Source organism: Roseovarius sp. MMSF_3350, assembly GCF_030733425.1.
GTDB lineage: Bacteria > Pseudomonadota > Alphaproteobacteria > Rhodobacterales > Rhodobacteraceae > Roseovarius.
Map to the genome: position 1 here is coordinate 24,116 of NZ_JASHIZ010000028.1, position 10,875 is coordinate 34,990.

The window sequence follows — 10,875 nt, forward strand, 5'->3', positions numbered from 1 at the left end:
CATCCTCCCTTTCGGCGGAAGGGGCGGCGCGATGCGGGTGCATGACCTTCCCTCCGCCGGTGTCAGCCGGTTCAGGTTCAACGGGTTTGCTATGTGCATCTCAGTCGCCGGACGTGGCCGGTCGACACCCCGAGGTTTCAACAAGAACGTAGGGCCAAGCCGGGGAAGGGACAAGGTGAATTGGCGAATCGGAAGGTTAATGCCGCCGGAAGGCCCGAAATGACGTCGGTATCGCGTCGGTATTCGGGTGGTATCACGTCGGTGCGGGCGTCGCTGGCGGGCGTTTGACGCGCCGCGCGGTGGGCGCGGGGGCAGCGGACGTTCAGAGCCGGCGAAAGGGGGAAGGAGGTCCCGGGTCAAGCCCGGGACTGCGCGGGCTACATTTCGATGATGGGGGCGACCTCGACACTGCCTTTGCCGCCGTCGAGAATGGGGCAGCCGCGGGCGATCTCGCAGGCCTCGGCGTCATCCGCGGCCTCGACGATGGAATAGCCAGCCAGAGGGTTGGAGCCGCCATTGTCGGCGATTCCCTCGGTGCTGACCGTCTTGGACATGCCCACGGGGTTGCCGGGGTCGATGAGCTTGCCGCCGAGGCCGCCGAGCCAGCTTTCCCAGGCCTTCATCGCCTTGATGCCCTCTTCTTCGGTCTCGGGCCTGCCGCCGCCGTGATAGGCGAAGATGTACTTGGGCATTGGTTGGTTTCCTTTCAGGGGTCAGTGGGGACAAGTTTGCAGGTGGCGGGCGAGGCGGACCATCGGGCCGCTTGTCCAGCCGGTTTCGTGCCGCGCGGCGCGGTCGTCATCGGGCAGGTCGCGGTGGTCGATGGTCAGCCGGGCGCCGTCACGCGTGGGTGTGACGGTGAAGGTGACATGGCTTTCGGGGGCCTGCATGCCTTCGGGCAGGTGCCATGTCCAGGTGAAGCCCACAGAGCGGGGCGGGTCGACATGCGTGACCTGTCCCGACATGCGGTAGCGGTTGCCGTCGGCATCGAGCATCTCGGAATGCCACGGGCCTTCGCGGGTGAAGTCGAGCGCGGTGTCGGGCAGGGTCATGCCGTCATGGCCCCACCATTCCAGCACCTCGGCCCGCTGGGTGACGGCGCGGAAGAGACGCTCGGGCGTGACCGGGAAGTCGCGGGTGATGCGAACCTCGCCCATCCGTCAATCCTTGTCTTCGAGGGCAAGGTGGGTCGCGAGGCGGTCCATCGACGCCTCCCAGAAGGCGCGGTGATCGAGCGTCCAGTCGGCGATGGTTTTCAGCGCCTGTCCCCGGACGGAATAGAGCCGGCTGGTGCCCTGGGTGCGCTGCTCGACGAGGCCCGCCTGCCGCAGCACCTTGAGGTGGCGGGACATGGCCGGGGCGCTGATATCGGCCTGTTCGACGAGGCGGCCGGCGGGCAGTTCGCCCTCGGTCATCAGACGCTCGACCACGGCAAGGCGGGTGGGGTCGGAGAGGGCGGCGAAGGTGTCGGTCAGTCGGGTCATGGAACGATAATTAACAGATCAGTTAATTAACGTAAAGATTAAATGATACGGCGGTGCGTGGGCTTTCGCCGACCTTACAGAATCTGGAAATCGTTGCGGTCGTAGCCTTGCAGGTAGAGCAGCGCGGTGAGGTCGCCGTGGTTGATGCGCAACGCGCATTCCGCGGCGACGGCGGGTTTGGCGTGGAGGGCGACACCGCTGCCGGCGCGGGCGAGCATGCCGAGGTCGTTGGCCCCGTCGCCCACCGCCAGCACGTCGATTTCGGAAATGTTGAGGCGGGTGGTGATGTCGGCAAGCGCCTGCACCTTGGCCTCGCGCCCGAGGATGGGGCGGGCGACGTCGCCGGTGAGTTTGCCATCCTCGACAAGCAGCGTGTTGGCGCGGTTCTCGTCGAAACCCAGAAGCGTGGCGATATGCGAGGTGAAGGCGGTGAAACCGCCCGATACGAGGGCGGTGTAGGCACCGTGGGCTTTCATCGTGGCCAGCAGGGTGGCGCCGCCGGGCATGAGGGTGATGCGGGTGTCCAGGACTTCGGCGATGACATTCTCGGGCAGGTCGCGCAGGAGGGCGACGCGTTCCAGAAGCGCGCCTTCGAAGTCGAGCTCGCCGTTCATGGCGCGGGCGGTGATGTCTTTCACATGGGCGCCGACGCCGGCCGCTTCGGCCAGTTCGTCGATGCATTCCTGTTGGATAATGGTGCTGTCCATGTCGGCCAGCAGCATGCGCTTGCGTCGGTTCTCGGACGGCTGGACGACAAGGTCGGTGCGCAGGGTTTGCAGGTTGTCCCAGACCTCCCACTGGTTGTCGGCGAGCGCGGCCATGTCGAACTCCGCCGCCTCGTCGGGCGACAGCCAGCGGGCGTCGAACCCGCCCCAGGCGTTGCGCAGGTTCTCGACCAGGGCGGGGTCGAGCGTGCCCGGCGGGGCGATGAGGGTGGTGGTGAACATGGGGCATCTCCGCGCTGCGCATCGGGTTCGGGCATAGCGCAGGTTGGGATGGGGTTCCAGCCGGGGAGAGGGCCCTTCGCGCTGCCGCGGCACGCGAAGGGCGTCAGGGCCTTAGCCTGCGACGTCTGGCACGTCCGGCAGGGGCGGCAGGGTCCGCAGGTAGAGAATGATCGCGGCGAGGTCGTCGTCCGTCATCCGCGACAGGTAGGAATAGGGCATGGGCGGGAGCATCGCGGTGCCATCGGGTCGCTTGCCCAGGGTGATCATGTCCGCGACCTCGGCATCGGTGTACCCGGCCAGGCCATCGACATGGCTGGTGATGTTGGAGGCGATCGACGTGCCCCACGGCCCGTCGATCCTGAGCCCGCCGCGGCCGAGGTGGGTGTCCAGCATGGGGCCTTTCGGCCCGAAGGTGGTGTGGCAGTCGGTGCAATGCGCCACCGGACCGGCGAGATACGCGCCGTATTCCGCCGTGACGCCGCGGGGCACCTCGGGGACGGTGCCGACGGGCGGGCCATAGGCCGGGGGCAGGGGAATGTTGTACTGCGACAGGGGCACAGGGTTTTCGACCGCGGGCAGGGTGCGGAGATAGGCGACAATGGCCGATACGTCGCCGTCGGAAAGGCCACTGTAGACCGAAAAGGGCATGGGCGGGCCGATCACGGAGCCGTCGGGCCGAATGCCCTCGCGGATGGCGCGGGCCAGCTCGGCGTCGGACCACGTGCCGACCGGGCCGGCTGGGGTGAGGTTGGGGGCATAGGCGGTGAACTCGGGCGTTTCCATCACGAAGCGTCCGGCGAGGTTCTGCCCCGTCAGCGGCTGGCCTGTCTGGTCGATGGGCGAGTGGCAATTGCCGCAGGCGGCAGGCCCCTCGACGAGATACGCGCCGCGTTCCTCGGGGGTTTCGGCTCTTGCGGAGGGGGAGAGCAGGGCGGCCGCGAGCAGGGCCGGCAAGAGTTTCATATGCATGGGTCTGTTCCTGTTGATGCGATGCCGGGTCGCCGCGGCGCACCCGGACGGGTCGTGGCGGCATTATAGCACCGGCCAGCGTGCACCTTGGCGGATTTGCGACGCGCGCGTTTCCGATCGGAACCGAAAAGGTCGTAAAACGTCCATGAACCGGCGCTGAGGGGCCGTTTACCGTCTTGCGCGACTCTTCCGGCGGGCGTATCCCCCTGGGTGGGACACCCCTCCCCAACGAGGGGCGCTTATCTGGAAGGATAGCAGCAATGGCTATTGAGACACCCGGCACGCGGCCGGACACTAAACCTGTCGCCGTTCCGGCGAACCCGCGTTTTTCCTCCGGCCCCTGTGCCAAACCCCCCGTTTTCAACCTGAGCAAGCTTGCCGACGCCCCGCTGGGCCGGTCGCACCGTGCCGCCGTGGGCAAGGCCAAGCTGAAGGCCGCGATCGACGGCACGCGCGAGGTGCTGGGGATACCCGACGATTACAAGGTCGGCATCGTGCCGGCGTCGGATACCGGCGCGGTCGAGATGGCGATGTGGAGCCTTCTGGGCGCGCGCAAGGTCGAGATGCTGGCCTGGGAAAGCTTTGGCGCGGGCTGGGTCACGGATGCGGTCAAGCAGCTGAAACTCGATGCCGAGGTCAAGACCGCCGAGTATGGCGAGATCGTCGATCTGGGCGGCGTGGACACGGACAATGACGTGGTGTTCACGTGGAACGGCACCACCAGCGGCGTGCGGGTGCCGGACGGCGACTGGATCAAGGCGGACCGTCAGGGGTTGACGATCTGCGACGCGACCTCGGCCGCGTTTGCGCAGGACCTGCCGTGGGACAAGCTGGATGTGGTGACGTTCAGCTGGCAGAAGGTGCTGGGGGGCGAGGCGGCGCATGGGATGCTGGTGCTGAGCCCCCGCGCGGTGGCGCGGCTGGAAAGCTATACGCCGCCCTGGCCGATGCCGAAGATTTTCCGCCTGACGAAGGGTGGGAAGCTGAACGAGGGCATTTTCGAGGGGGCGACGATCAACACGCCGTCGATGCTGGCTGTCGAGGATTACCTGCTGGCGCTGGACTGGGCGCGGTCCGTAGGCGGGCTGGGCGGCCTGATGGCGCGGGCGGATGCCAATACCAAGGCGGTGGCGGATTTCGTCGGCACGCAAGAGTGGGTCGAATTCCTGGCCCAGGACCCGGCGACGGCGTCGAATACGAGCGTCTGCCTGAGGTTCACCGATGACCGGATCAGCGACGGCGCGGCGTTCGCCAAGGCCGTGGCTAAGCGGCTGGAGGCCGAGGGCGTGGCCTATGACGTGGGAGCCTATCGCGACGCGCCGCCGGGGCTGCGGATCTGGTGCGGCGGCACGGTGGAGACCGCCGATGTGGCCGCGCTGATGCCGTGGATCGAATGGGCGTTCAACGCCGAGATCGCGGCGCTTTCCGAGACCGTTTGAGGTGGGGTGAAACCCCACCCTACGCCGGACGCACTGGGTGGGGTTCAAACCGACCGCCACGTGAACCGTAGGGTGGGTTTCAAACCCACCATTCCCAGAATTCAAAGACAAAGGACCAGACAGATGGCTCCCAAGGTACTCGTATCCGACAAGCTGAGCGAAACCGCCGTGCAGATCTTCCGCGACCGGGGGATCGAGGTGGATTTCATGCCCGAGTTAGGCAAGGACAAGGACAAGCTGGCCGAGGTGATCGGCGATTATGACGGCCTGGCGATCCGCTCGGCCACCAAGGTGACGCCGACGATCCTGGAGGCGGCGAAGAACCTCAAGGTGATCGGGCGCGCCGGCATCGGCACCGACAATGTCGACAAGGCGGCGGCCTCGAAGAAAGGCGTGATCGTCATGAACACGCCCTTCGGCAACATGGTGACCACCGCCGAGCACGCCATCGCGATGATGTTCGCCGTGGCACGCCAGATCCCCGAGGCGAGCGCCAGTACCCATGCCGGCAAGTGGGAAAAGTCCAAGTTCATGGGGGTCGAGCTGACCAACAAGACGCTGGGCATCATCGGCATCGGCAATATCGGCGGCGTCGTGGCCGACCGTGCGCGGGGCCTGAAGATGAAGGTGATCGCCTATGACCCCACGCTGAGCGAGGAGAAGATCGCGCAGAAGGGAGCCGAGAAGGTGGACCTCGATACGCTGCTGGCGCGGTCGGATTTCATCACGCTGCACACGCCGCTGATCGACGCCACCCGCAACATCCTGAGCCGCGAGAACCTGGGCAAGACCAAGAAGGGCGTGCGGATCGTCAACTGTGCCCGGGGCGGGCTGGTGGACGAGGCCGCCCTGGCGGAGTTGCTGCAATCGGGGCATGTCGCCGGGGCGGCGCTGGACGTGTTCGCCGAGGAGCCGGCGACGGAGAACCCGCTCTTTGGCCTGCCCAACGTGGTGTGCACGCCGCACCTGGGGGCCGCGACCAGCGAGGCGCAGGAGAACGTGGCGTTGCAGGTGGCCGAGCAGATGTCGGACTACCTGCTGACGGGGGCTGTGACCAACGCGCTGAACATGCCGTCGGTGACTGCCGAGGAAGCCAAGGTGATGGGGCCGTGGATCAAGCTGGCCGATCATCTGGGCAATTTCATCGGCCAGATGACGGACGAGCCGATCAAGGCGATCAACCTGCTGTACGATGGCGTGGTCAGCCAGATGAACCTGGAGGCGCTGACCAGCGCCGCCGTGGCGGGGATCATGAAGGCGGTGAACCCGGAAGTGAACATGGTCTCGGCGCCGCTCATTGCCAAGGAGCGGGGGATCAAGATCTCGACCACCAAGCAGGACAAGTCGGGCGCGTTCGAGGGCTATATCAAGCTGACCGTGGTGACGGCGGAGCGCGAGCGGTCGATCGGCGGGACGGTGTTCAGCGACGGCAAGCCGCGCTTCATCCAGATCAAGGGAATCAACATCGACGCCGAGATCGGGCAGCACATGCTGTATACCACGAACCGCGACGAGCCGGGGATCATCGGCGCGCTGGGCCAGACGCTGGGCGGCAATGGCGTGAACATCGCCAACTTCACACTGGGCCGGTCGAAGGCGGGGGCGGAGGCGATTGCGCTGCTTTATGTCGACGCGCCGGTGCCGGAGGACGTGATCGCCAAGCTGCATCAGACCGGGCTGTTCCAGCAGATCAGGACTCTGGAGTTCGATGTGGGGTGATTGGCCGGAACGGGTGGCTTTGGCGGGCGAGACCGCGGTGAACCCCGGCCTGCCGGCCGGAGTGGAAACGCGCGAAAACGACCGTTCTCGGGTCGCTGCGGCGAAAGTCGCGTGGGCCCGTTTGCGTTAGGGGAGGTGCATTCGACCGAGGAGGTTGCGATGCACGATCCGTTCCAGCTTTTCCTGTCCGAGATGGCTGCGGTGTTCCGCGCCGAAGGGCGTGAATGTGCCACCGAGACTGCCGAGGCGCTGTTATCGGTCACCGAGGTCGCGCGGCTCGCCAACGACTCTCCCGGCGATACCGAAGCGATCTGTGGCTTGCTGGCCGCTTCGCCGCTGGCGGTGGCACAGGCTGCGTTGGCCGCACATGACATGCTGCCCTGGGGTCACAACCCGGTGGCCGGTCAGATTGCTGCGGAGGACAACGCCCTGTTCTCGGTCGTCGACCTGATGGGACCAGAGGCGCCGCTATATTCACCGAGCCTGCGGGCCGGGCTGTATTACCAGCGACCCAATACGCGCTATGGGCTACACTCTCATGCCGCCGTCGAGACCTATGTGATCATCGCGGGCCGGGCGCTATGGACGGCGGGTGACGCGCAGCGCGAGATGGTGGCAGGCCACTCGGTGCACCATTCGACCTACCTGCCCCATGCCTGCCAGACCGGCGACGAAGGCGTGGTGGCCCTGTGGCGCTGGTCTGGAGATATCGGCATCGAGAGCTATCGCGTGCACCACGGGGCCGAGGCGTTCGGGGCCTTCGCCGCCTGAACGAGGGTTTGCAAGGCGTCGCAGCTGCATTAGGTGATGGTGCATGACCAAGCCGCTTTGTGTGATTCCGGATATTCATGGCTACCGCGCCGAAATGGATCGTGTGCTGAGCCTCGTCGCGCGGCATGAAGGCCCGGATGCGCGGATTGTCTTTCTGGGTGACTATACCGACCGGGGCCCCGACAGCCGCGGCGTGATCCAGACGCTGATCGATGGCATCGCGGCGGGGCGCGACTGGACCGCGCTGCGGGGCAATCACGATCAGATGTTTCTGAATGCGCTGGAAGGCACCATGGAACCCGAACGATTTCAGTGGTGGATGCAGGGCAACCTTGGCGGGCGGGAAACGCTGGCCTCTTACGGAATAAAGTCGCCCGCGTATGAAGGGGACTGGCGCGAGCAGGTACCGGGCGTGCATCGCCAGTTCCTGAGCACCTTGCCTTACACCCATGAAACCGATCAGCTGTTCCTTTGTCACGCCGGGATCTCGCCCGGCACGCCGCTGGAGCGGCAGGTGCCGGAGGATCTGTTGTGGATCCGCGATGCGTTTCTTTACGACACCCGCGATCACGGCAAGCTGGTGGTGCATGGTCACACCCCGGTGGACGCGCCCGAACATCACGGCAACCGCGTGGCGCTGGATGTCGGTGCGGGATGGGGGCGTCCGCTGCGGGCTGCGGTGTTCGAGGGGCGACGCTGTTGGGTGCTGACGGAAGCCGGCCGGAAGCCGCTGGAGCCATGACGGGACGTCGGGCTTGCGGGTGGGGACGCGGGGCGCGATGATCATCTCAGGTAATTCAGGGAGGCTCGGATGACGGATATCGTTCTTCTGGATGGCGTGCGCACGGCCATCGGCACATTTGGCGGATCGCTGGCGGGCACGCCGCCGGGGCAGCTGGGCGCGACGGTGACCAAGGCCGCGCTGGAGCGTTCGGGCGTGGAGCCGGGGCAGGTGGGGCACGTGGTCTTTGGCCATGTCATCAACACCGAGCCGCGCGACATGTACCTGAGCCGTGTCGCCGCGATGGAGGCCGGTATCCCCGAGACCACGCCGGCGATGAACGTGAACCGGCTGTGCGGGTCGGGCGCGCAGGCGGTGGTGTCGGTGGTGCAATCCCTGATGCTGGGCGATGCAGAGTTCGGCGTCGCAGGCGGGGCCGAGAGCATGAGCCGCTCGCCCTTCATCGTGCCGGAGCAGCGCTGGGGCGCAAAGATGGGCGATGTGCGCACGCTGGACATGATGCTGGGGGCGCTGAACTGTCCCTTTGGCACCGGGCACATGGGCGTCACAGCGGAGAACGTGGCCGCCGAGCATGGGGTCAGCCGCGAGGATCAGGATGCCTTTGCGCTGGAGAGCCAGACACGGGCGGCGAAGGCGATCGAGGCAGGGCACTTCGCCAGCCAGATCGTGCCGGTGGAGGTGCGGGTGAAGCGCGACATGGTGGCGTTCGAAACGGATGAGCATCCCAAGCCGACGACCGCAGAAGGGTTGGCCGGGTTGCGGGCGGCGTTTCAGAAAGACGGCACGGTGACGGCCGGGAATGCCAGCGGCATCAATGACGGCGCGGCGGCGCTAGTCTTTGCCCGGGCGGAGGCGGCCGAGAAGGCCGGGCTGAAACCCAAGGCACGGGTGCTGGGCTATGCCCATGCGGGCGTGCGCCCCGAGGTGATGGGAATCGGGCCGGTGCCGGCGGTGGAAAGCCTGCTGAAGAAGACCGGGCTGAGCGCGGGCGATTTCGACGTGGTGGAATCGAACGAGGCCTTTGCGGCACAGGCGATTGCTGTGAACCGGGGGCTGGGGCTTGATCCTGACAAGGTGAACCCGAATGGCGGCGCGATTGCGCTGGGGCATCCGGTGGGCGCGACGGGGGCGATCCTGGTGGTGAAGGCGCTTTACGAGCTGGAGCGGATCGGCGGGACGAAGGCGTTGATCACCATGTGTATCGGCGGCGGGCAGGGGATTGCCGTGGCCATCGAGCGGATGTGAGGGTTTCGCCCGGAAACTTTGAAAGTTTCCGGGGCGATTTCTTAAAAAGAAATCGGGAAAGAATTTTTGAAAATTCTTGCTGCGAAACTGCGCAGTTTCGCGGGCCATTTTCTGCGCAGAAAATGGGGTCAGTCGATCCAGACGGTGACGCTGCTGGAGCGGCCCATCGCGTCGATCACCGACAGCTTGGAATAGCCGCGCGCAAGGCCGGTCAGCTCGGCCTCGCGGCGGCGGGTGCCGGTTTTCTGCGGCTTGCCGTTGGCAAGCCAGGTGAAAGGCGGCTTGCCGTCGCGCAGCTTTACCGTCAGGCGGCCGTCCTGGATGGGCAGGCTCGCGCCGGCGGGGGGGAAAATCAGTTTCGGCGCATCCTCGGACGGCTGAAATACCGCGTCGCGGCTGGCGAAGCGGCGCAGCGGCTGTGGCAGGCGGGCGGTGGGCAGGATGAGCGCCTCGGGCGGGGGCGGTGGCAGGGCATCGGCTTTGGGTTTCAGGCGCTGGAACGCCTCGAAGAGGACGGGGGCGGCGAGGTCCCCGCCGAAGGCGCCGGGGATGGGCGTGCCGTCGGGGCGGCCGATCCAGACGGCGGCGACGTGCCGACCGTCGAACCCCACGGCCCAGGCGTCGCGGTGGCCGTATGAGGTGCCGGTCTTGTAGGCCAGTCGGCGTTTCGGCGCGCCCGGGGGTGGCGCGAGACCCGCGAGGATGTCGGCGACATGCCAGGAGGCGGCGCGGTTCAGGGCATTCGTTTGCGTATGGTTGTTTGTGCCCTGCCGCCAGTGGAGCGGGCGGGTCTGGCCGCCATTTGCCAGCATGGCGTAGGCAGTGGTCAGGCCTTCGAGCGTAATGCCGAGGCCGCCGAGGCCGACAGCGAGGCCGGGCTGGTCGCCGGGCAGTTCGGTGGGCACGCCGGCACGGCGCAGGGTGTCGAGCAGGTGGGCGGGGCCGATCTCGTCCAGGAGCAGCACGACGGGGATGTTGAGCGACTGGCGCAGGGCGTCGGCCACGGTCAGCTCGCCCCGGAAGGCGCCGTCGAAATTCTGTGGCGCGTAGGTGCCGAAGGCGACGGGGCGGTCGTGGATGAGCGTCTGCGGATGGGCGAGGCCACGGTCGAAACCCATGGCGTAGATGAACGGCTTGAGCGTGGAGCCGGGGGAGCGCATCGCCTGTGTCATGTCGACGAAACCGGAGCGGGCGTCGCCGATGCCGTAGGTGGCGGAGCCGATGGAGGCGAGGATGTCGCCGGTCTGGTGGTCGGCGATCATCATGGCGATGGAGACGTCGACGGGCAGGTCGCGCAGGCTGTGGGTGGCGAGGCGTTCAAGGGCGGCTTGCAGGGGCGCGTCGAGCGTCAGGTCATGGCGCAGGCGGGCGGGGTCGTCCGACAGGGCGCGATCGGCCATGTGCGGCGCGATGGACGGAAAGGCGCGGCGGGCGTGGGGGACGGGTTCCGTCAGGGCGGCCTCGACCGCGCCGGGGGTCAGCAGGCCGTCGCGCTGGGCGCGGGCGAGGACGCGGGCGCGGGCCTCGGCGGCCTCGACATGGTGGCGGTCGGGGCGTCG

General features: G+C 66.9%; 11 protein-coding genes and 1 riboswitch. Of the genes, 5 read left to right on the plus strand and 6 right to left on the minus strand.

Annotation, left to right across the window (positions count from 1 at the left end; all coding sequences use genetic code 11):
• Window positions 1-31: 31 nt before the first annotated feature.
• Window positions 32-142, minus strand: a riboswitch (TPP riboswitch).
• Between the two features lie 235 nt (window positions 143-377).
• The 5 genes from RBB31_RS19535 to RBB31_RS19555 form a co-directional block, all read right to left on the minus strand.
• Complete coding sequence (locus RBB31_RS19535; RefSeq protein WP_306130926.1) at window positions 378-692, minus strand: hypothetical protein; 315 nt, start codon at window positions 690-692, stop codon at window positions 378-380.
• Window positions 693-713: 21 nt separating this feature from the next.
• Entirely contained in the window at window positions 714-1,157 is a 444-nt protein-coding gene (locus RBB31_RS19540; RefSeq protein ID WP_306130927.1) for an SRPBCC domain-containing protein, read from the minus strand.
• Between the two features lie 3 nt (window positions 1,158-1,160).
• Window positions 1,161-1,484 (minus strand): helix-turn-helix transcriptional regulator, encoded by a 324-nt coding sequence (locus tag RBB31_RS19545; protein WP_306130928.1) that lies wholly within the window; start codon window positions 1,482-1,484, stop codon window positions 1,161-1,163.
• Window positions 1,485-1,558: 74 nt separating this feature from the next.
• Window positions 1,559-2,431, minus strand: coding sequence for a phosphoserine phosphatase SerB (serB, locus tag RBB31_RS19550; protein ID WP_306130929.1), 873 nt, complete (start codon window positions 2,429-2,431; stop codon window positions 1,559-1,561).
• A 111-nt stretch (window positions 2,432-2,542) separates the two neighbouring features.
• On the minus strand, window positions 2,543-3,400 hold the full coding sequence (locus RBB31_RS19555; RefSeq protein WP_306130930.1) for a c-type cytochrome: 858 nt from the start codon (window positions 3,398-3,400) through the stop codon (window positions 2,543-2,545).
• A 260-nt stretch (window positions 3,401-3,660) separates the two neighbouring features.
• Between RBB31_RS19555 and RBB31_RS19560 the strand changes: the two genes are divergently transcribed.
• The 5 genes from RBB31_RS19560 (at window position 3,661) to RBB31_RS19580 (ending at window position 9,316) form a co-directional block, all read left to right on the plus strand.
• Complete coding sequence (locus RBB31_RS19560) at window positions 3,661-4,839, plus strand: phosphoserine transaminase (protein ID WP_306130931.1); 1,179 nt, start codon at window positions 3,661-3,663, stop codon at window positions 4,837-4,839.
• Between the two features lie 123 nt (window positions 4,840-4,962).
• A complete protein-coding gene (gene serA / locus RBB31_RS19565) occupies window positions 4,963-6,558 on the plus strand; it encodes a phosphoglycerate dehydrogenase (protein ID WP_306130932.1) in 1,596 nt (531 codons plus the stop codon).
• 159 nt (window positions 6,559-6,717) lie between these two features.
• Window positions 6,718-7,329: a dimethylsulfonioproprionate lyase family protein gene (locus RBB31_RS19570; RefSeq protein ID WP_306130933.1), complete on the plus strand. Its 612-nt coding sequence runs from the start codon at window positions 6,718-6,720 to the stop codon at window positions 7,327-7,329.
• A 43-nt stretch (window positions 7,330-7,372) separates the two neighbouring features.
• Window positions 7,373-8,071, plus strand: a complete 699-nt coding sequence (locus RBB31_RS19575) for a metallophosphoesterase family protein (protein WP_306130934.1) — start codon at window positions 7,373-7,375, stop codon at window positions 8,069-8,071.
• A gap of 69 nt (window positions 8,072-8,140) precedes the next feature.
• Entirely contained in the window at window positions 8,141-9,316 is a 1,176-nt protein-coding gene (locus tag RBB31_RS19580) for an acetyl-CoA C-acyltransferase family protein (protein WP_306130935.1), read from the plus strand.
• Window positions 9,317-9,444: 128 nt separating this feature from the next.
• Here the strand turns inward: RBB31_RS19580 and RBB31_RS19585 are convergent.
• Window positions 9,445-10,875 (minus strand): penicillin-binding transpeptidase domain-containing protein (locus RBB31_RS19585; RefSeq protein WP_306130936.1); only part of this gene is annotated, 1,431 nt, incomplete at its 5' end.

Coding starts and splice junctions, on each gene's coding strand:
- RBB31_RS19580 (WP_306130935.1), top strand. CDS start 8,141: ATGACGGATATCGTTCTTCTGGATGGCGTGCGCACGGCCATCGGCACA.
- serA (WP_306130932.1), top strand. CDS start 4,963: ATGGCTCCCAAGGTACTCGTATCCGACAAGCTGAGCGAAACCGCCGTG.
- RBB31_RS19545 (WP_306130928.1), bottom strand. CDS start 1,484: ATGACCCGACTGACCGACACCTTCGCCGCCCTCTCCGACCCCACCCGC.
- RBB31_RS19540 (WP_306130927.1), bottom strand. CDS start 1,157: ATGGGCGAGGTTCGCATCACCCGCGACTTCCCGGTCACGCCCGAGCGT.
- RBB31_RS19535 (WP_306130926.1), bottom strand. CDS start 692: ATGCCCAAGTACATCTTCGCCTATCACGGCGGCGGCAGGCCCGAGACC.
- RBB31_RS19575 (WP_306130934.1), top strand. CDS start 7,373: ATGACCAAGCCGCTTTGTGTGATTCCGGATATTCATGGCTACCGCGCC.
- serB (WP_306130929.1), bottom strand. CDS start 2,431: ATGTTCACCACCACCCTCATCGCCCCGCCGGGCACGCTCGACCCCGCC.
- RBB31_RS19560 (WP_306130931.1), top strand. CDS start 3,661: ATGGCTATTGAGACACCCGGCACGCGGCCGGACACTAAACCTGTCGCC.
- RBB31_RS19570 (WP_306130933.1), top strand. CDS start 6,718: ATGCACGATCCGTTCCAGCTTTTCCTGTCCGAGATGGCTGCGGTGTTC.
- RBB31_RS19555 (WP_306130930.1), bottom strand. CDS start 3,400: ATGCATATGAAACTCTTGCCGGCCCTGCTCGCGGCCGCCCTGCTCTCC.